A 19,017-nucleotide genomic window follows, 5' to 3' on the forward strand; every position below is an offset into this window, starting at 1 on the left:
ACTATGGTAATGAACGGGGATCGAATAAGAGGAGGGCGGAACATGAAACGAAAGTATGCAGCACTATCCTTGCTTCTTCTGGCTTCAGTTATATGTTTAACGGGATGCGTACCGGGAGACGGAGTGAACAACGAGCATCATCCTGCCGGGTTTTTCTGGGGGATTTGGCATGGCTGGATCGCGCCCGTATCTCTGATTATTGGTATTTTCAAACATCATATCCGGGTTTATGAAACGAACAATATTGGATGGTGGTATGACCTGGGTTTCTACATCGCGGTCATTAGCGGCTTCGGCGGACTCTCGCTGTCACGGCGTAAGAAGGTAAGCAAAGACTAACGCGTCCCTAAGAAGAAATAAACTGCATCCCAATTGTTAGGCACCGGCTGGCAATTGGAAGTGCAGTTTTTTGGTCCAGTTAGACGAGCTTATTCAACTCCACTATTAATTTCTCTTTAATTGCTTCTAAAACCTCGCTGCTTGGGATAACGCTCTCTGAATACATTGTATTTACCGGCGTTGCCCAAACGGGATATTGGGGCGTCGGCTCGCTCTGACTTCGTAGCAGCTGAGTAGAGATATTATCCGTACTTTTCGTCATGGTAGAAGGAGAATCCTTTGGAATCGCGTAAATAACAACTCAAGTTCTTCTGGGATCAATGATCGTTTGGATCGCGGTGTTTGTGGATCGCGGTATTTATGGGGAAGTTTCAGAAATGAAGGACCCGGCACGAAATCATATCATGGTCGAAGGCGGGACGAAATGAATCATACGGATATCCGACTTGAACACGGCTTCACCGTCGAGGAGAAGATTGCATCGTTGACGGAGCATGAGCTGCATACGCATGATGCGCTGGAAATCAACATTCCGCTGGAGAACAGCATTCGCTGCACGCTGCTTGGGGGCAATTATGATGCCGTTCCCGGCGACGTGTTCTTATTTCGGCCTTTCGAGCCGCATTGGAACTTGATCAGGGAAGGGAACAAGCCGGCTCGTTGGATCATGCTGCTGTTCTCGCCGGCCGTCGCCGCCAAATTGCCGGGAGGCAGCAAGCTGCTTGTGCCGTTCTATCGCATGGACGTGCCTCCGCTTATTCCGGCCGATTCGCCGCAAGCGCGGGAGATCGGCCGCTTGGCGAAGATGCTCGTGCAAGAAGCGAAGACGCGGCAGCCGGCCTGGGAGCTTCAGCAATTTACGACGCTGCTTCAGATCCTCGTACAGCTGCACCGTTTCTACGAGGAGCAAGAGTCACTGCAACGGGGAAACGTCATGGATGCTGTCGACATCATTCGATCGGTCGATTACATGATCGCCTGCGGCACGGACGCGGTCGATATGGAGGAAGCGATACGGATATCCGGCTGCGGCAAGACGCGGTTTTACGAGAAATTCAAGGAATTGACAGGGGTGACGCCGCATGACTTCCTGATCCGGCTGCGTCTGCAGCATGCCAGCCATAGGCTGCGCATGACGGAAGACCCTATCGTACGGATCGCGCTCGATTGCGGCTTCGGCTCCTCCAGCTATTTCAATAACCGGTTCAAAGAGTTCTACGGCATCACGCCACGACAATTCCGCAAACACTGAGACCCTAAGCGACAAAAGCTTGGAGAGGTTGATGAGGTAGATTGAAAGACGCTCATTCTTAACGAAGAAGAGCCTTGCGCCGTTCTTGCTTGAAGGCGCAAAGCTCTTTTGAACCTGTAGCCGAGCGCCATTCGGGGTGGCTGTTAGGCCCTTGGGACGGAGAGCATCGGCCGATCGTCGATCAGCTTCCCCGTCTTGGCATAGCGGCAGTTGGCCGCGGCCGCCTGGAATGCAAAAGCGCGCCGCGGCCGGTCGGTATGGTTGCGCTTGCTGTGATGCAAGGTCTCGCGATGGAAGAATACGGCGTCGCCCGGAGACATCGGTCTGCAAGGCATGGCGTTCGCCGGTTCTGCGGCGCGTCTATGCGCGTGGTCCGGCCCGTTCAGGTTGGGCTGCCGGCCGAGGAGGTGGGAGCCCGGCGCCAGCCAAAGGCCGGCGTTGCGTTCGTCGATCGGATCGAGGGCGATGAAGCCGTTCAGCATATGGCCCAGCACATGCGTATACTGATTGTCCTGATGCCATTCGAGGCCATTGGCGTTCGGCGCCACGACAGCGAACATGCCGAGCCACAGCCGTACGTTGTCCCCGAGTATGCGCTCCATCATGCTGACGATACGCGGATCGTTAAGCATGGCAATCGTGTCGGGATACTCGTCTCGATCGTTATCAAGGCTGATTCCTCTGCTTCTCCATTGGCCGTCTCCCGGACCGTTCGCAAACTTCTCGATCTCCTTGTTGAGCGCCTCCACGGCGTTCGGATCAAGAAAGCCCGGCGCATAGAAATATCCCTCTCTGTAAAATTGTTCGATTAATTCCTCCGTTAATTGAAACGTTGCTGCGGCTGTCATGATTCCTACGCCTCCCTATACGTTGAGTATACTGCTCAAGTATATGGCGGCGGAGCCGTTCGATCTTGCGGCTTATGCCGCGGGAAATAACAATTTTGTTCGCGTGCGCACCGGCATGCGGACCAATAAACGAGCGTAATCGTTGAATAGGTTTCGGACGCGAAGGCAGCAGAATAGTCCATGTCGTCGAATGATGGCTGGACGATGCGTTATGCAATGACTCGATTTGACCGCAAAATGACATAAAAATCTTGCCGCTTAATGACATTGACCCTCATCGTGTTCGCTGTTATATTAAATATCAAACAATACCCATTAAATTACTAGGTATTTGGCTACCGGTCAACCGGAGACACGTGCAATGCGTACATTGGCGTGTCTTTTTTGTGCTCCGAAAGCGGCTGACCTGGCTCGCAGTACTGCGGAGCAAGGCGCACCTATTTACAAGGAGGGGGATGGGCATGGCTGAAGCGAAGCCCAAAATAGCGATTCAGGCCAGACTTTGGGGGCTGGACAGAGTGAAGCGCGAGTATGCGGCCGTCTTCGACGAAATGATCGAGGCGGGTTACGACGGAGCCGAAGGGCGCATTACCTTGTTGGAAGACGAGGAGGGGATCGGACGCTGCCTTGGCGTTCGGCCTTCATTCTCGCTGATCGCGCTGCATGCCGGTTTGCAGCAGTTCGCGGAGCAGGAAGGGAAAGCAGGGCTTGATTCGATGTTGGAGGGGATGGCGAGGCTCGGCAGCCGTTACTTGCTCGTCAGCATGGGGGCCGAAGCCGATCGGCCGCAATGGCTGGAGCTTGCGGCCGAACTATCCGAGCGCTGCGCTTCGGCCGGCATTCAATTCGCCTATCATAACCATGACGGCGAATTCGCGGACGGGTACGGCTTCTTCGATCGGCTCGCCAAGCAGTACAACGTGAAGCTCGCGGCGGATCTGGCCTGGATCTACCGGGCGGGCCATGATCCGTCGGCATTCGTAAGCCGGTATGCGGATTCGATCGCTTACGTGCATCTCAAGGACGTCGCCGGCCAGCAATGGAAGGAGCTTGGGGCAGGCAGCGTGCCGCTGCTGCCGCTGCTGCCGCGATTGGACGAATTGCGCCTGCCGTGGTGGACGGTCGAACAGGACGACAGCGAACGGCCGGCCGGCGACAGCGCCGCCTTTAGCCGCCAGTTCCTGCGGGAGCACGCCGGGCTGCGGTAGGAAACGCTTGAAAGCGTGAAAGGGGGAGGAACGATCTGTTCTCCGGATCTACATGGCGCCGATACAAGCGCTACAAGATATTGCTGCTGATGCTCGTTCCGGCGCTGCTCTGGTATGGCGTGTTCTACTACGGGCCTTTGTACGGCATTCAGCTAGCCTTTAAGAATTATCGTATCTTCGACGGTATTACCGGGAGCCCTTGGGCGGGACTGGAGCATTTTCGGCGCATGTTCTCGGGCAGCAACGATTTTCCCGACATCTTGCGGAATACGATCGTGATCAGCTTCTACCATTTGGCGTTCGGCTTTCCCGCGCCGCTAGTGCTTGCGCTGTTGTTTAACGAGCTGCGGATCAAATGGTTCAAGCGCGTAACCCAGTCGATTACGTATCTGCCTCATTTTCTATCCTGGGTCGTGCTGTCCGGCTTGCTGGTCACGTTCCTGTCCCCGACGCAAGGGATCGTTAACTACGTGCTGCAGGGCATCGGAATCGACCCGATTTATTTCTTGGGCGAGAAGGCGTATTTCAGGTTTACGCTCGTCATGTCGTCCATGTGGAAGGAAGTGGGCTGGGGGACGATCGTCTACATGGCGGCGCTGGCCGGCATTGACCCGAACCTGTACGAAGCGGCCCGGGTGGACGGCGCCAGCCGCTGGCGGCAGACGCTGAACATTACGCTGCCCGGCTTGCTGCCGGTCGTCGTCATTCTGTTCCTGCTCCGCATCGGCCACCTGCTTGACGCCGGCTTCGATCAGGTGCTTAACCTGTACAATCCCGCCGTATACGAGGTGGGCGATATTCTCGATACCTACGTGTACCGCGTCGGCATTAACCAGATGGATTACAGCTTTACGACGGCCGTCGGCTTATTCAAGAACGTCGTCGGTTTCGGGTTCCTCGTCATCGCCAATTTCGTGGTCAAGCGGACCGGACAGGAAGGCATATTCTGAGCATCGCCGAGCAGAGAGGAGGTTATAGAAAGTGAATATTCGCATGACCAAAGGCGAGCAAGCCTTCCAAATCGCGGCCGTCGCGCTGATCGGTCTGCTGAGCTTATCGGTCCTGTATCCGTTCGTTCATCTGTTGTCGGTATCCTTCAGCACGCCGACCGAAGCCATCCGGCCGGGCTTTCATCTCTATCCGCTGCATGTCTCGCTGGAAGCCTACAAGAAGACGTTCGATTCGAAGCAAATTTGGATCGGCTTCGGCAACACGGCGTTTAGGACGGTCGCAGGTTCGCTGCTCTCGCTGTTCTTCATGGCGATCACGGCCTACCCGTTGTCCAAGCCCGATCTGCCGCACCGTTCGTTGTATACGATGGTGTTCGTGTTCACGATGTTTTTTCAAGGCGGGCTGATCCCGACCTATCTGCTGGTCAAGAATATCGGGCTGCTCGATTCCAGATGGGTGTTTATCCTGGCGCCGCCGTTTCTGATATCGACGTTCTCGCTGCTCATCATGCGCAACTTCTTCATGAGCCTCCCGAGCGAACTCGAGGATGCGGCCAAGATCGACGGAGCAGGCGATCTCCGCGTGCTGTTCTCGGTCATCATGCCGCTGTCGAAGCCGATCCTGGCGACGCTGGGTCTATGGGCGGCGGTTGCGCATTGGAACTCCTGGTTCGACGGCATGCTGTATATCCAGGACAGCTCGAAAATGCTGCTGCAAACGTATTTGCGCCGGCTGATCGTGGAGAACCGCGACCAAGACGTGCAAGCGCTGCTCGACCAGACGATGGGCGCGCAGGACGTCATTCCCGAAACGGTGAAGGCGTCTACGCTGATCGTGACCATCGTTCCCATCATCATCGTGTATCCGTTCTTGCAGAAGTATTTCGTTAAAGGCGTCCTGGTCGGCTCGTTGAAGGGGTAGCTGATAGAGTTGATGATAGAGCTGCATATAGGGCGGCTTGCCGGACGGCTGAATGAGCGGCCTCGCCCATAAGCGAAGCGCAAAAAGATCGAAGGAATGGATCGAAGGAATGGATCGAAGGAATGAAAGGAATGAATCAAAGGAATGAATCGAAGGAGCGGAAGAGATATGACAAGGTCAACGGGCCGGATGCGTACGATCATTCTTATCGCCGCAGCGCTGCTCTTGCTGGTCGCAGCGGGCTGCGGAAATAACGGCAACGCGGCGAACGGTAAAGCAGGCAGCGGCGGCAATGGCGCCGACACGAGCGCGAACGCCGGCAAGACGAACGAAGGTCAGACGAACGCCGATCAGACGAAAACGGAAGCGCCGATGGAAATCACGTGGCTCAGCTTCAATCCCCCGGAAGACGATTCGTCCCCGGTGCAGCAAGCGCTGGAGAAGAAGTTCAACGTGAAGTTCAAGAACATCCGCATCGAGCGCGCCAATTACAACGAGCAGATGAACATCAAGTTCAGCAGCGGCGAAATTCCCGATCTGATCTATCTCGATTCCTCGCCGCAGCGGGTGGAAGAACTCGTGAATCAGGGCGTGTTGGCCGAGCTGCCGGTCGACGAAATCAAATCGCATATGCCGGAGTATGCCAAGACGCTCGACGATACGGATCCGTCCGTATGGACATACGGGCAGGTCGACGGCAAAAGCTACGGCATTCCGGTCATCTGGCCGATCGGCAGCCTGCCGTTTCTGCCGGGCTACAATGCCGACTGGCTGGCCAAAATCGGCTACAACGAGCCGCCGAAAACGCTGGATGAATTCGAAGACGTGCTGCGTAAATTCCGCAACGACGATCCGGACGGGAACGGCAAGAAGGATACATACGGATACTCGGGGCAAGGGACGGACAGCCGTTCGTTCTCGACCGTATTCGGCGCGTTCCAGGTAAGGACGGACTATATGGTCGATCCGAAGTCGGGCCAGATCGTCTACGGCATGACGACGGAGGGCGCGCGGGAAGCGTTCAAGCTGCTGAACAAGTGGTACAAGGAAGGGCTGATCGATCCGGAGTTCGTCACGAAGACGGCGAACGATTACCACGACGATTTCGTCAACGGCAAAGTCGGCGTCCGCGACTGGATGTCGTTCCAATTCGAACCGCGCATCGGCATCGTCGGCTCGCCGTTCTATACGAAGAATCCCGACAACCAGATCGTCGTCGGCAAGCAGGTTTCCGGTCCTGACGGCGACGGCCTGGCATACTCGTACGGCGCCAAGAACGCGTTTCTCGCCATGGGCAGGCAAGTGGCCGACGATCCGGCGAAGAAGGAGAAGCTGTATGAAATCCTGAACGCGCTGGCAACGGACGACCAGACGTATTTGACCTCCGTATACGGAATCGAAGGCGAGCATTATCACATGGAGAACGGCAAGCCGATCATGAAGCCGGAGTTCGCCAGCGAGAACAACAAGTATAAGATCGGCGCAGGTACCTTCTACGGACTGTTCGGAACGAAGAGCAAGCTGATGGAGCATTACGATTATACCGACGATACGCTGAAGTTTATCGACGGCTTGAGGGAGAAGGGCGGACAGACGCTCGAGTCGCTGCCGCTCTACGTGCCGGCGATGGATAAATACCTGGATCTCGGCAAGCTGGCCCAGCAATATTTTATTAAATTCGTTCGCGGGGAAACCGATTTGGACGCCGGCTTCGACACGTTCGTCAAGGCATGGAACAATGCCGGCGGCAGCGAGATTTTGACCGAGGTCAACGCGAAATACAAGGATACGTTCGCGAAATAAAGGCGTTCTTCTGCAACGGCAGGCGGACAGAGGATCCGCTATGTGATCGCAATCGGCGATATGAGGCAGTTTCCTATGGACGTTCTTGACAAGCCGGGAGGCATCTGGCGAGATGCCTCCTTCCTTATGCGGCAGCTTGCCCCGGACATGCGGGGCAGCCCGCATTAGTGCTTCAAATGCCGATAGTGGTTGGGGGGAAGGCCGACATGCTTCTTGAACGCTTTCGAGAAGGTGAATAAGTCGGGGTATCCGACGGATTGCGCGATCTCGGCCAGCTTGTACTCCGTTTCCGCCAGCATCGATTTGGCCGCGTCGATCTTCAGCTGCTGCAAGTAGCGGACCGGCGTCATGCCGTACGCTTTTCGAAAGGACTTGCTGAAGTACGTGCGGTCGACTCCGGCATACTTGGAAATCTCCTGCACGGTGATGCCTTCCGCGAAATGCAAGTTCATGTAGGCCATGCCTTTGTCGAGCCATGACTCGGCGCCGGCTTCCTTCCGGCTCGGCTTCTCGGCCGTCTCCGTCAGCCAGCCCAGAATGCCTAAGAAAATGCTGGACTTCATCAGTTCCGCGCCGTCGCCGCCGTCCTTGCGAATCAAGGCAAAGAACGATTCCATCCGCCGTTCAAGCTCCGCATCGGCAGGCCGGCTCAGGTACGGCGATTCGGGGCGCAAGCCGATCCTGTCCAGAACGTCCTTCGCCATTCTGCCGTCGAAGGCGACCCATGCCAGCTTCAGCGGATGCTCGGCGGAGGTGTAATACTCTTGCGAGACATGCGGAAACAGGCAAAACAAATCGCCGCTCTTCAGCGAGTAGGTATGATCCTCCTGCGAGAAGAAGCCGATCCCGTCCACGACATAGTGCAGGCTGTAATAAGGGGTGAAGCGCGGTCCGACGTGGTAATTCGGCTTCGCCTCGTTCCTTCCGAGCCGGGCCGGCCACACGGCATTGGCGCGTTCGAACGAGGTCGGCGTGAATAAGTGGTTCTCGATCCACTGAATGTTCTCTTCCTGCCAAAATGCATCTCTAGGGCTGGCGTTCATCTCTCAGACGCTCCTCATTGTCAATTCATCGTTATGTCCAGTGTAAGAGAGAAGCAAAATCTCGGCAAGAGTGTCAATGCAATATTCACGCAAAATGACAAAAACATTGGTCTCGTACTGACATTTACCGCCTATTCGAGAACTGATATATTCAAATTGCAAATAAATCCCATTAAACTAATCGGGTATTGAGAAGGATGTGATCGCATGGCAGAAATCGAGTTTGGCTGGTTCATTCCTACGACAGGGGACGGCCCGCATATCGGCGTGCGGCCGGAACGGGAGTCGACGCCGGAATACATGGCGAGCGTTGCGCAGGAAGCGGAGAAGGCCGGATATGAATTCGCGCTGATCCCGGCTGGCGGAGACTGCCTGGATGCTTGGATCGTGGGCACCTACATTGCTTCGCGGACGAAATCGTTCAAGCCGCTCGTGGCGATGCGGCCCGGTCTGATGGCTCCGATCCTCGCGGCGCGAATGGGCGCTACCCTAGACCGGATAACGGGCGGCAGGGCGATGATCAATGTCGTAACCGGCCACTATCCGGATGATTTGAAAGCAACCGGGGACCTCCTTCATATCAGCCATGACGAGCGGTACGACCGCACGCGGGAGTTCATGGAGATCGTCAAGGGCGTATGGAACGACAAGGAACGCGGCGGCTTTGATTACAAAGGCGACTATTACGAAATCGAAGGCGGCCTCAGCCGTCCGATGCCGCTCCAGCAGCCTTATCCGCCGTTGTATTTCGGCGGGAGCTCCGCGGCCGGCAAGAAGGTTGCCGCGGAGCTGGCGGATGTCTATCTCATGTGGGCGGAGCCGCTGCCGTGGATTCAAGGGCAGATCGCGGAGATGGAAGGACAGCTGGAGGAGCTTCGCCGGACGAAGGGGATCAAGCGCACGCTGCGCTACGGCTTGCGGGCGCAAATCGTCGTTCGCGACACGGAGGAGGAGGCGTGGGAGGCGGCCCGGGATATCATCAGCAAAGCCGACCCGGCGTTGAAATCGTCTTCCGAGAAGCTGCACGCCAGAACGGATGCCACGAATCAGAAGCGGCAGATGGACTTGTGGCAGCAATCCAAGGACCAGGATTACGTGATCGGCCCTAATCTATGGTCCGGCTTGTCGGCCATCCGGGGAGGCGGCGCCGTGGCGATCGTCGGCACGCCCGAGCAAGCGGCAGAGCGGATTCTGGAATTCGTCGAGATCGGGATCAGCACCTTCATTCTGTCCGGCTACCCGCATCTGGAAGAAGCGCGCCGGTCGGGAGAAGCGGTGCTGCCGCTGGTCAAGCAACGGCTGCAGGCACAAGGAGGCGTTAAGCGATGACAAGATACAATATCGCCGTGATCGGGACGGGAGACATGGGCGGCAACCACGTGAGGGGCTGGATCGCGGCGGGACATCATGTCGTTTCCGTAACGGACGTGGATCTGCCCCGAGCGCAGGAGCTGGCTGAACGATATAACGTGCCGAACGTGTATGCGGATCACCGCGAAGCGCTCGAAGACGATTCCGTGGACATCGTCTCCGTCTGCCTGCCGCTGCGGTTTCATGCCCCGATCACCATCGATGCCGCGGCGAGAGGAAAACACGTCTTTTGCGAGAAGCCGCTCGCCAGCTCGTTCGAGGACGCGCGGCGGATGGAAGAAGCGGTGGAACGGGCGGGAGTCCGATTCGGCATCGGGTTCCAGCGCAACTTCGCCGAAGGCGTATCGGCCGCGAAGCGCTGGGCGGAGGAAGGCAGATTCGGACATCCGCTCGTATTCAGCTCCGATCTGCTGCAGGAAGTGCGGCCGAAGATCGCCATGCATGACAAGAACGGCAATAAAGGGCCGTTCGTGGATGCCTGCTGCCATTATTTCTACATGTGGAATACGGTGTTTCAATCCAAACCGAAGCGGTTGTTCGCAAGCGGCGGCATCCTGGCCAAGGACCGGCCGGAAATCGCCCATTTCGACGAATTGGCGATCGATACGGGCGTCGTCACCGTCGAATACGATTCCGGCGATATCGGGACGATGACGGTTTCCTGGGGGCTGGCCAAGCATACCCGGCTGCGCGGGAGACCCGATCGCATCATCGGGCCGCTGGGCGGGGCGGAAGGCTCCTTTAACCAATTCGGCGGCGACATTCTGATCGACTTGTTCGTCGGCGACGGGCAAGAGCGCATCGTGCTGAAGCAGGAGGATCTCTTCCGGACGGAGCTGAAGCTGTTCGCGGATGCCATTGCGGAGGGCCGCCCTGCGCCGGTTGGCTTCGACCAGGGGAAGGAAATGCTGGCGATGTCGTTTGCCGTCCTGGAATCGATCGAGACCGGACGCATCATTGAACTGGCATAGAACAGTCATAGAACTGGCATAGAACTTTCATAGAACAGCCATAGAGCTATAAGGAGCACTGCTATGGAAATCGGTTTTTATCACGCTTGTTTTCCCGAGTGGGATCCGGCGCGCACGTTCGCCTGGGCGAGTCGGCACGGATTCCGGGGCATCGAGCTCCACGGAGGGCAACGGTACCGCTTCTTGAATTGGCGGGAGCTCGCCGAAGGCAAGGGCGCGGGGGAGCTCTTGAAGCTTCAGGAAGCCTCCGGCATTCCGCTGATCGGCATCATGTACGGCGCCATTCCGTTCCTTTCGCCGAATCCGGCCGAGCGGGCGGAGGCGGCGGACACGATCGCAACGCTGCTGAGAGCGGCGCGCAATCTCGGCATCGAAGTCGTCTCCACGTTCACCGGACGGGATCCTTCGAAGACGTTGGAAGCGAATCTGGACCTGTTCGGGGAAGTATTCCGCCCGATCGCGGATACGGCCGAACGGCTCGGCGTGAAGCTGGCCTTCGAGAACTGCCCGATGCTCGACCATTGGCCGCCGGCGCACAATATCGCCGTTTCTCCGTTCATGTGGACGGCGCTGTTCGAACGGGTGCCGTCTCCGGCGCTCGGGCTCAATATCGATCCTTCCCATCTCGGGTGGCAGGGGATCGATGCAGGCCAAGCGGTACGGGACTTCAAGGACCGGATTTTTGCGGCGCAGGCGAAGGATACGGAGGTGCTGCCGGATGTCTTGCGGCATGAAGGCATGCTGACGAACCGCTGGTGGCGCCATCGCCTGCCCGGTCAAGGGGACGTCGACTGGAACGGCTATATAACGGCTCTGCACGAAATCGGTTATGCAGGCGTGCTCAGCATCGAGCACGAAGATCCGGTCTGGTCCGGGTCGGAGGACAAAGTAGAGCGAGGGCTGCTGCTCGCGAAGCGGTATCTGGAACAGTATATCTAATCGTTCGCCGAACGATTTCCACCATATCATGTGATCGCGGAGTTGATGCTTGTGTTGCGTTTTGCGGCGCACTTGGAAATGAATTTCGGCAAAGAGGTATCGTTCGCCGATCGCTGGCATGCGGCAGCGGACAGCGGCTTCGCCGGCTGCGAGTTCGTGTGGCGCCAGCATGAATGGCAAGAGGTGCAGGACTTGCGGAAGGCTCGGCCGCTGCAGGTGTCGTGCATGGGAGGCACGACCGGCTTCCAGACCGGAGGCGGCCGGCCGCTGCTAACCCGTCCGGAGGATCGGGAATGGCTGGCCCGCGATGTCCGGACAGCCGTCGATTACGCGCAACGGACGGCTTGTCCGCGCCTGATCTTCGTGCCGGGCAATCTCCAGCCGGGCTGGAGCATCGAGCGGCATCGGAAGGAAGCCGTCGAGTCCTTGCGCGCGATCGTTCCGATCGTGGAAGAAGCCGGGGTAACCGTCGTACTGGAGCCGCTCAACAGCAAGGCGGACCATCCGGGCATCTATTGCGACTCGTCGGCGGAAGCGATGCGGATCGTCGAGCAGGTAGGGAGCCGGAACGTTAAGCTCTTGTACGATATCTATCATATGCAGATCATGGAAGGCAGCTTGATCGAAACGATCCGGAAGCACCACGATCTAATCGGCTACTATCACGTCGCCAAGGTTCCCGGCCGCCACGAGCCGTTAGGCGGCGAAGTGAATCTGCCGCCCGTGCTGGAAGCCATTGCGGAGACCGGGTACGATGGCTTTATCGGGTTGGAATACAGCCCCGAGCGCTCCGCCGAGGAGGCTTATCGCAGTGTGAAGGCGGCATATCCCGCCTATCTGCGCTGAAGAGAATTAACGAACGCCCTCTAGCATTCCTGCTTGAGGGCGTTCTTTTGTGGTATAATTTAGGGAAAACTTGCTTGGGTGCCAAGCTATATGGGATTACAGGGGGCTAAGAAAGGAACGATCCCGTCTGTCAATTGATGGTACTATTCGAATTAATACTTACCAATGAGGGTGATCTCGTGAAGTTTGTCTTGATATTCGGTCCCCAGGCTGTAGGCAAAATGACGGTTGGACATGAATTGGAACGGATAACGGAATTAAAGCTGTTCCACAACCATATGACAATCGAGTTGTTGGCTCCCTATTTTGGCTTCAGTCCTAAAATGTGGGAATTAGTGGATACATTCCGTCGGGACATATTTGAAGCAGCCGCTAGCAGTGATATGTACGGAATGATATTTACGTATGTGTGGGGTTTCGATTTACCGAACGATTGGGATTACGTCGAGAGAATTATCAAGATCTTTGAGGATCAGGGCGGAGAAAGCTATTTTGTTGAGCTTGAAGCCGAACTCGAAGAGCGAATCGAGCGAAACAAAACGCCTCATAGGCTTGCGCATAAACCGACAAAAAGAGATATAGCACGCTCCGAACAGAATCTGAGACAGACGATGGAGCAGCATCGATTGAATTCATTAGAGGGAGAAATTCAGAAAGAAAACTATATCAGAATTAATAACTCGCAGCTAAACGCTCAAGAGGTTGCCGAAATCATCAAGAACAGATTCGCCTTATAATCCGATAGCGAAATGAATACACGGCAGCAGGTTCGTAACAAACCGGCTGCCGTTTGTGTTCAGTCGGCGATGGATCGCGAAAGGAACGGCCGGTGCAAATACTTATGCTTACGGAAAGGAGGAATCAACCGGATGGTTTCGTTTCTTCTATCGATTTTGTTATATCCGTCTCCGAAGATGGCGTTCTCCGATCATGAGATTGCTCAATACGATCAATTGGCTTCGACCATTCATGAGGGGCGGTTGATTCACTATCAGTTACCCTTTCATAAGGCCCGATTTCTCATGTATTTGTCCTTGAAGGGGAAATACGTTTTTCATGGCTCGAATAATCAGCATATCGAACGCTTTGCGCCTCGCGAACAAACCTTGTATAACGGAGAATTAACGAAAGCCGTATTCGCATCCTCGGACCCGATCTGGTCCATGTTTTTTGCTATATTCAATCGGAGCCGATTAGTTGGGAGCTTCAGGAATGGCTGTATAATTGGGCGGAAGAAGAAATATTACTTCTTCTCGATCAATGAATCGACAATGAAGAACGAGCCGTGGACCGAAGGTGCGGTATACCTCCTTCCTAGAGATCAATTTACAGCCTCGGGTCAAGGGAAGCTCCAGTTTGACGAGCTGATCAGTCGCGAACCGATTATCCCAATCGGCAAGATACATGTCTCGCTGGATGACTTTTGGTTTCGGCATCGAATTGCCATGCATAAGGATAACGAGTCATTGTTAAAAACCTGGCTATTGTACAAGGCAAGGACATTGATAGGGAATCCGTAGCGGGCAAGCAGCGGCATATATGGCGAATAACTGGTATTATGTTAGAACATGATTTTCCTTACTATGAACAACGAGGTGACTGTTGTGGAAGATTTGCTTTCACGAATGAAGCATACGCACGGTAGGATCATTGATGGAAAGCGGCATATCTGGGACGTCGAGAAGCTGTGGGCCTTATCGAAGAACGTACCCGTTCGCAAAATTACGATTGATTCCATCACGGAGCTTGATCAGGATTGTTGGTTTAAAGACAGCAGGAGTAGATCGATTCCAACGATACGCAATGTTGCGTTTCATTGCCAGCGGATTATCGACGCAAACATGGAGTACCCCATCTTATTATGCTCGGATGGACAATTAATTGATGGCGGACATCGCATTGCGAAAGCATTAATCGATGGGAAAAGCGAAATGGATGCCGTCTATATTACATTGCCAACGGCGGATGTCATTCAATGAAGCATAATTTTCAAAGTGTTTGTTTTTCTTCACTCTAAAGGAGCTTCTTGTGATTCAGCATCCGCATGCAGGCATTCAATTTCCTGCTGGCACGGTTGAAGCACGTGAGGATTCCGCACGCTTACCTGCCTCGGAATAGCGAAAAAGTCGAAAGGTTGCTTTTTGGGCAACATTCCTGCCGCAGACCGTGAATTCTTCCCAAGGGCAGGATTTCGGTGCTCAGCACCGGGAAATTAGGCGAATTCTTTCCCGTGGGCAGGATTTCAGCGCTCCGCGGAAGGATTTTCCATTAAATCCTTCCCCCGGGAAGGATTTTCAGCAGTAGACTTGCAAAAAACCTCACACTCCTGCTGCAGAATAGCAAAAAGTCGTGGCTAAAACTGGAAAGCTGCCATTCGGGCAACTTTACCCGCCGCAGACCGGCAAAAGTGTCGATAAAGCTGCCATTCGGGCAACTTTACCCGCCGCAGACTGGCAAAAGTGTCGATAAAGTTGTCATTCGAGCAGCTTTATCCGCTGCAGACCGGCAAAAGTGTCGATAAAGTTGTCATTCGGGCAGCTTTATCCGCTGCAGACCGGCAAAAGTGTCGATAAAGTTGTCATTCGGGCAGCTTTATCCGCCGCGGACGGTCATGAAAAGCCGCGAAGTCCAGGATTTCAGCGCTCCGCGGCAGCATTTCCCGTGAAATCCACGCGATCCCAATTACATCACTTATCAAATCACTGGCTGGGTAGAAGACTCGAATATCGCTTCTACGATTTCGAGACATTTTTACCATCTTCGTTCTGATTGTGACCAAAATGAATGGGGGCAGGAAGCGGATAATCATACGTTCAAATTGTTCTGGTCTCCGCTCGATCAGTTGCCGGAGATTGTTTCTCCACAAAAGGAGTGGCTTGTGTTTGTATACAATGAATTGATGTACGCTTTCTAGGGGACTTCCGTGCAAGCTGCGAATATCCGGTGGATCTTGAGGTCATCGACGCAGAATTGATTTTTTTGGCGACCAAGAACAAGAGAGGAATACTGAGATGGAGAAGGGTAAGATCGTTTTTTTGAACGGTGTAACTAGCGCTGGAAAAACTTCTATAGTTGATGCTATTCAGTTAAGATCAAATGAATTTTTTTATGTTGTTGCCAACGATCTTTTTGAAAATACGATTGGGGATCATTATCTTCGTGAAAACTACTGGAAATATTTAAGTGATGCGATAGTTATGATGTATCATACGGCAAAACTATTTTCTGATCATGGGAAGAATGTGCTTATCGATGGCATTTTGGTAGAAAGACCCGAGTTAAAACCGCATTATGAACAAGTGAAGGACATATTTGCCGGGTATCCATTCTATATGGTTGAGGTATATTGTCCTTTGGAAGTTTGTCGCCAAAGGAATATTGAACGCGGAGATAGAACCGAAGATCAATCAGAATGGCAAAATAAAATAATGGCCAAGGATATACAGTATAGCTGCACTGTTAATACGCATTTACATTCTTCAGAAGAATGCGCCGATGCCATTCTGGAAAGTTTGTTTGGCGGTACGAGCAACATAAGCACATGAAGCAATAGGGACAATAATTGAACAAAGTGAGAGAAGAAGGGCCACCTCCAAAGGATGGTCCTGATAGCCCGAGAATTTACCGCTACCGACATCGAGGAGAATACTGTAGGCAGGTTTTTATGCGACGGAAAACCGTTTCTCCCTTCCCGGCGTCTAATACTCATCAAGGTCATGCGGGAGGTTAAGATACTGGATACGATCGAGCAGATAACAGCGGCCGCATCCGGCATGGACGACGCGTTCCTGCGGCTGATGGGGGCGAGCAAGGAACGGCTGTTCCGGATCGCGCTGGCCTACCTTCATCGCGAGGCCGATGCCGTGGAAGCCGTGCAGGAGGCGACCTACCGCGCGTACAAGAGTTTCCGCAAGCTGAAGGATCCGGCGTACTTCCATACATGGGCGGTGCGGATCGTGCTCAACGTCTGCGCCGACGAGTTCCGCAAGCGGAAGCGCCGCGAGCCGGCCGAAGGCCGGGAGACGGAGGGAGCGACAGGCTCGTTCGCGGACGACAGCGATACGCGGGTCAGCTTGCGCCGGCTCGTCGACGGGCTGCCGCGGGAGCAGAAGGACATTATTATCCTGAAATATTATCAGCAGCTCACCTTGACGGAGATCGCGGCCGTACTGGAATGCCCGGAGGGCACCGTTAAGACTCGGCTGCACAAAGCGCTCGTGAGGCTGCGAAGTGAGCTGGGGGAGGAGGGAAGCCATGATTTTGCCAGAGCATGAACGGCATCGTGTCGAAGCGGAGTTGAAGGCTGAGCAGACGTCGTGGGACGCTGCACCGCTGCCGGCCGCCTTGGACGAAGCTGTGCTGCGCGGCATGGCGCGCGCGGGACGAACCGGGCGCAGGCGCGCGAGGCGGACCGCGACGGCGACGTCCGCTGCCCTGCTGCTCGTGCTGCTGTTCGGTCTGCTGCGGGTCTCCCCGGCCTTCGCCGCGGCCGTAGCGGAGCTGCCCGGCATGTCGGGCCTCGTCTCGCTGGTCGCCGGAGACAAAGGGCTAGAGGGCGCCGTGCGGAACGATTTCGTGCAGCCGGTCAACGCCGGCGACAGCCATGACGGCGTGACCTTCACCGTCACCGGAATCATCGCGGACGATACGCGGCTGAACGTCTTCTATACCGTGAAGCTGTCCGAGAAGATGGATCATCTTCCTTATGACCGGCCGCGCGCCTATGACGCGGATACGGGGAAGCCGCTGCAGGCTTCCTACTCTTCCGGAAGTTCGGGATCTAACGGCGATCTGCGTTCCGAATTTCAAGAGCGCATGGACATCAGCCTGGCGGCCGGGACGGAGATGCCGGAGCGCATCAAGCTTAGCATCGGACTGACGGCCTATTCGCAGGACATGACGTGGAACGCAACCTTCCCGATCGATAAAGCGCGATTCGACGGCCTGTCGGAGACGATTCCGCTCGAGCAAACCATCGTCGTGCAGGGACAGCGGATCCGGTTCACGCGGGCGGTCGTGCATCCGACGAGCATCGAGGTCGACGCGGAATTCGACGAAGCGAACGCCATGAAGATCTTCTGGCTGGGCGATCTCCGGATCGTGACGGATGCCGGCGAGGAGCTCCGCAGCTACGGGTCGACGTCAGTCTCGCCGAACAAGGTGACGCTGCGGTTCGAGAGCGCCTTCTTCTCGAAGCCCAAGCATCTGACGCTGGAAGGCGCCCGTATTATGGCGCTGGACAAATCGAAGCTGGAGTTGAAGCTGGATCTGGCGAACCAACGCATCGTGCAAGCGCCCGACGACCAGGTGAGCCTGATTTCCGCCGAGAAATCCGGAGCGGGCCGGGTTTCGGTGCGGCTGGGCGTGAAGACCGATACGGACCGAGACCATTATTCCTTTTCGATCGTCGACGGGACGTTTCATGACGCGGCAGGCCGCGAGTTTCAGATCGGCGGCTATCGGACCTCAAGCACGAACGGGACCGACGGGATCGTTACGACGTTCGACGCCATGCTCGACCAACCGTACACGAATCCGTTGACGTTTCGAATCACGGACTATCCGTCCTGGATCGAACAGCCGTTCCAGGTGAAACTGAAGTAGAAGCGGCAGGCCAAGCGGGGCCGCCGATCGCAACCGATCGGCGGCCCGATATCCTCCTCCTGACACGGGGTCTGATATCACGAGGAAGGTTGGACGAAATTGGCCCGAAAGGTGACATTTGTCATCCCGTTTTCATGATAGCTACAACTAATTTGCAATCCTGCATGATGGTATCTTTGGTGTATAGGCAACATTCGATCACTTAAGGAGGACATCGTGCATGGCGCATGACCATATTCCCAGAGCCGCTATTACAGGGGCAGCCACAGGCGTGCTTTTCATGGGTTTTTTCGGTACGTTGTGGGCATCAATCGGCATCGGCGGCCTGCAAGGTCTGGGTCTCTATTGGCTGTTGATCCCGTCATTGTTGATCGGAAGCCTGTTTATCAGCGGCGGGGTTCAATTGATTAAGGCGTCCAGAGCGGTTTCGAGTACGATGACGGATACGGATAGCCGTTACATGAAACGGACGATGAAGCGGTTCGGGATGATTTTCGGACTTGAGGGCGCGATGATCGGCATCGCAAGCGGATTATGCGGCGCCACCGATCATATGGATGTTTTATTCCCCGTCATGGCCTTTATTGTCGGCGCGCATTTCTTTCCGCTGGCGCATCTCTTCCGGATCCGGATTCATTATTGGGCTGGTACGCTTATGTGCGTCCTTGCCGGGATTACGTTGCTGACGATGCCTGCGAGAGGGACATGGGGGCAGCATCGGATTGTGATATGGTGGGTGTCCGTCGGTTTTGGCTCGGCGCTGATCTTATGGGCAACCGGCGCAGCGATTTGGCTTATGGGCCGCAGGCTGCTTGCCCGTGCCCGGAAGACAGCCTAATATTCCCATTCTCATACGAATGATTTGTACAGACGGCTAAGCCACCACTCATTTCACTTCACGACCTCTGAAAAATGTCTCGC

19 protein-coding genes are annotated in these 19,017 nt (G+C 55.4%); 17 read left to right on the forward strand and 2 right to left on the reverse strand.

The window, feature by feature from the left end; all coding sequences use genetic code 11:
- The first annotated feature begins 42 nt into the window (after nucleotides 1-42).
- Together GXP70_RS15250 and GXP70_RS15255 are read left to right on the forward strand one after the other, a co-directional pair.
- Nucleotides 43-339: a hypothetical protein gene (locus tag GXP70_RS15250; RefSeq protein WP_162357615.1), complete on the forward strand. Its 297-nt coding sequence runs from the start codon at nucleotides 43-45 to the stop codon at nucleotides 337-339.
- A 424-nt stretch (nucleotides 340-763) separates the two neighbouring features.
- On the forward strand, nucleotides 764-1,591 hold the full coding sequence (locus GXP70_RS15255) for a helix-turn-helix transcriptional regulator (protein ID WP_162357616.1): 828 nt from the start codon (nucleotides 764-766) through the stop codon (nucleotides 1,589-1,591).
- A 143-nt stretch (nucleotides 1,592-1,734) separates the two neighbouring features.
- Here the strand turns inward: GXP70_RS15255 and GXP70_RS15260 are convergent, their stop codons facing one another.
- Nucleotides 1,735-2,439, reverse strand: a complete 705-nt coding sequence (locus GXP70_RS15260) for a phytanoyl-CoA dioxygenase family protein (RefSeq protein WP_162357617.1) — start codon at nucleotides 2,437-2,439, stop codon at nucleotides 1,735-1,737.
- Between the two features lie 461 nt (nucleotides 2,440-2,900).
- On the opposite strand from GXP70_RS15260, the gene GXP70_RS15265 reads away from it, so the two are divergent.
- The 4 genes from GXP70_RS15265 to GXP70_RS15280 all read left to right on the forward strand — a co-directional run bounded on the left by GXP70_RS15265 (nucleotide 2,901) and on the right by GXP70_RS15280 (nucleotide 7,322).
- On the forward strand, nucleotides 2,901-3,647 hold the full coding sequence (locus GXP70_RS15265; RefSeq protein WP_162357618.1) for a sugar phosphate isomerase/epimerase family protein: 747 nt from the start codon (nucleotides 2,901-2,903) through the stop codon (nucleotides 3,645-3,647).
- Between the two features lie 89 nt (nucleotides 3,648-3,736).
- Nucleotides 3,737-4,597 carry an ABC transporter permease gene (locus GXP70_RS15270; protein ID WP_162360493.1) on the forward strand — a complete coding sequence of 287 codons (861 nt, stop codon included), beginning with the start codon at nucleotides 3,737-3,739 and terminating at the stop codon, nucleotides 4,595-4,597.
- Nucleotides 4,598-4,628: 31 nt separating this feature from the next.
- Nucleotides 4,629-5,519 carry a carbohydrate ABC transporter permease gene (locus GXP70_RS15275; protein WP_225442430.1) on the forward strand — a complete coding sequence of 297 codons (891 nt, stop codon included), beginning with the start codon at nucleotides 4,629-4,631 and terminating at the stop codon, nucleotides 5,517-5,519.
- A gap of 168 nt (nucleotides 5,520-5,687) precedes the next feature.
- On the forward strand, nucleotides 5,688-7,322 hold the full coding sequence (locus GXP70_RS15280; protein ID WP_162357619.1) for an extracellular solute-binding protein: 1,635 nt from the start codon (nucleotides 5,688-5,690) through the stop codon (nucleotides 7,320-7,322).
- 164 nt (nucleotides 7,323-7,486) lie between these two features.
- Here GXP70_RS15280 and GXP70_RS15285 read toward each other — a convergent pair whose 3' ends face one another.
- Complete coding sequence (locus GXP70_RS15285; protein WP_162357620.1) at nucleotides 7,487-8,365, reverse strand: AraC family transcriptional regulator; 879 nt, start codon at nucleotides 8,363-8,365, stop codon at nucleotides 7,487-7,489.
- 207 nt (nucleotides 8,366-8,572) lie between these two features.
- Between GXP70_RS15285 and GXP70_RS15290 the strand changes: the two genes are divergently transcribed.
- The 11 genes from GXP70_RS15290 to GXP70_RS15340 all read left to right on the forward strand — a co-directional run bounded on the left by GXP70_RS15290 (nucleotide 8,573) and on the right by GXP70_RS15340 (nucleotide 18,934).
- Entirely contained in the window at nucleotides 8,573-9,694 is a 1,122-nt protein-coding gene (locus GXP70_RS15290) for an LLM class flavin-dependent oxidoreductase (RefSeq protein WP_162357621.1), read from the forward strand.
- On the forward strand, nucleotides 9,691-10,707 hold the full coding sequence (locus tag GXP70_RS15295) for a Gfo/Idh/MocA family protein (RefSeq protein ID WP_162357622.1): 1,017 nt from the start codon (nucleotides 9,691-9,693) through the stop codon (nucleotides 10,705-10,707). Before GXP70_RS15290 ends, GXP70_RS15295 begins: the two co-directional genes overlap by 4 nt.
- A gap of 63 nt (nucleotides 10,708-10,770) precedes the next feature.
- Nucleotides 10,771-11,646, forward strand: a complete 876-nt coding sequence (locus GXP70_RS15300; RefSeq protein ID WP_162357623.1) for a sugar phosphate isomerase/epimerase family protein — start codon at nucleotides 10,771-10,773, stop codon at nucleotides 11,644-11,646.
- 51 nt (nucleotides 11,647-11,697) lie between these two features.
- On the forward strand, nucleotides 11,698-12,492 hold the full coding sequence (locus tag GXP70_RS15305) for a hydroxypyruvate isomerase family protein (protein WP_162357624.1): 795 nt from the start codon (nucleotides 11,698-11,700) through the stop codon (nucleotides 12,490-12,492).
- A 179-nt stretch (nucleotides 12,493-12,671) separates the two neighbouring features.
- Complete coding sequence (locus GXP70_RS15310; protein ID WP_162357625.1) at nucleotides 12,672-13,229, forward strand: DEAD/DEAH box helicase family protein; 558 nt, start codon at nucleotides 12,672-12,674, stop codon at nucleotides 13,227-13,229.
- A 132-nt stretch (nucleotides 13,230-13,361) separates the two neighbouring features.
- Nucleotides 13,362-14,012: a hypothetical protein gene (locus GXP70_RS15315; RefSeq protein ID WP_162357626.1), complete on the forward strand. Its 651-nt coding sequence runs from the start codon at nucleotides 13,362-13,364 to the stop codon at nucleotides 14,010-14,012.
- Nucleotides 14,013-14,096: 84 nt separating this feature from the next.
- Nucleotides 14,097-14,471: a chromosome partitioning protein ParB gene (locus GXP70_RS15320; protein ID WP_162357627.1), complete on the forward strand. Its 375-nt coding sequence runs from the start codon at nucleotides 14,097-14,099 to the stop codon at nucleotides 14,469-14,471.
- 1,032 nt (nucleotides 14,472-15,503) lie between these two features.
- Nucleotides 15,504-16,037 carry a phosphotransferase-like protein gene (locus tag GXP70_RS15325; protein ID WP_162357628.1) on the forward strand — a complete coding sequence of 178 codons (534 nt, stop codon included), beginning with the start codon at nucleotides 15,504-15,506 and terminating at the stop codon, nucleotides 16,035-16,037.
- Nucleotides 16,038-16,208: 171 nt separating this feature from the next.
- Nucleotides 16,209-16,766 (forward strand): sigma-70 family RNA polymerase sigma factor, encoded by a 558-nt coding sequence (locus tag GXP70_RS15330; protein ID WP_162357629.1) that lies wholly within the window; start codon nucleotides 16,209-16,211, stop codon nucleotides 16,764-16,766.
- Entirely contained in the window at nucleotides 16,747-18,096 is a 1,350-nt protein-coding gene (locus tag GXP70_RS15335) for a DUF4179 domain-containing protein (protein ID WP_162357630.1), read from the forward strand. The genes GXP70_RS15330 and GXP70_RS15335 overlap by 20 nt, the downstream gene beginning before the upstream one ends.
- A gap of 280 nt (nucleotides 18,097-18,376) precedes the next feature.
- Complete coding sequence (locus tag GXP70_RS15340) at nucleotides 18,377-18,934, forward strand: hypothetical protein (protein WP_225442431.1); 558 nt, start codon at nucleotides 18,377-18,379, stop codon at nucleotides 18,932-18,934.
- The last annotated feature ends 83 nt before the right edge of the window (nucleotides 18,935-19,017 follow it).

It is taken from the genome of Paenibacillus lycopersici (assembly GCF_010119935.1).
GTDB lineage: Bacteria > Bacillota > Bacilli > Paenibacillales > Paenibacillaceae > Paenibacillus_Z > Paenibacillus_Z lycopersici.

What these genes read in the sequence shown, in the direction of transcription:
- GXP70_RS15250 (WP_162357615.1), top strand. Translation starts at nt 43, where the DNA reads ATGAAACGAAAGTATGCAGCACTATCCTTGCTTCTTCTGGCTTCAGTT.
- GXP70_RS15255 (WP_162357616.1), top strand. Translation starts at nt 764, where the DNA reads ATGAATCATACGGATATCCGACTTGAACACGGCTTCACCGTCGAGGAG.
- GXP70_RS15260 (WP_162357617.1), bottom strand. Translation starts at nt 2,439, where the DNA reads ATGACAGCCGCAGCAACGTTTCAATTAACGGAGGAATTAATCGAACAA.
- GXP70_RS15265 (WP_162357618.1), top strand. Translation starts at nt 2,901, where the DNA reads ATGGCTGAAGCGAAGCCCAAAATAGCGATTCAGGCCAGACTTTGGGGG.
- GXP70_RS15270 (WP_162360493.1), top strand. Translation starts at nt 3,737, where the DNA reads ATGCTCGTTCCGGCGCTGCTCTGGTATGGCGTGTTCTACTACGGGCCT.
- GXP70_RS15280 (WP_162357619.1), top strand. Translation starts at nt 5,688, where the DNA reads ATGACAAGGTCAACGGGCCGGATGCGTACGATCATTCTTATCGCCGCA.
- GXP70_RS15285 (WP_162357620.1), bottom strand. Translation starts at nt 8,365, where the DNA reads ATGAACGCCAGCCCTAGAGATGCATTTTGGCAGGAAGAGAACATTCAG.
- GXP70_RS15290 (WP_162357621.1), top strand. Translation starts at nt 8,573, where the DNA reads ATGGCAGAAATCGAGTTTGGCTGGTTCATTCCTACGACAGGGGACGGC.
- GXP70_RS15295 (WP_162357622.1), top strand. Translation starts at nt 9,691, where the DNA reads ATGACAAGATACAATATCGCCGTGATCGGGACGGGAGACATGGGCGGC.
- GXP70_RS15300 (WP_162357623.1), top strand. Translation starts at nt 10,771, where the DNA reads ATGGAAATCGGTTTTTATCACGCTTGTTTTCCCGAGTGGGATCCGGCG.
- GXP70_RS15315 (WP_162357626.1), top strand. Translation starts at nt 13,362, where the DNA reads ATGGTTTCGTTTCTTCTATCGATTTTGTTATATCCGTCTCCGAAGATG.
- GXP70_RS15325 (WP_162357628.1), top strand. Translation starts at nt 15,504, where the DNA reads ATGGAGAAGGGTAAGATCGTTTTTTTGAACGGTGTAACTAGCGCTGGA.
- GXP70_RS15330 (WP_162357629.1), top strand. Translation starts at nt 16,209, where the DNA reads ATGCGGGAGGTTAAGATACTGGATACGATCGAGCAGATAACAGCGGCC.
- GXP70_RS15335 (WP_162357630.1), top strand. Translation starts at nt 16,747, where the DNA reads ATGATTTTGCCAGAGCATGAACGGCATCGTGTCGAAGCGGAGTTGAAG.
- GXP70_RS15340 (WP_225442431.1), top strand. Translation starts at nt 18,377, where the DNA reads ATGGGTTTTTTCGGTACGTTGTGGGCATCAATCGGCATCGGCGGCCTG.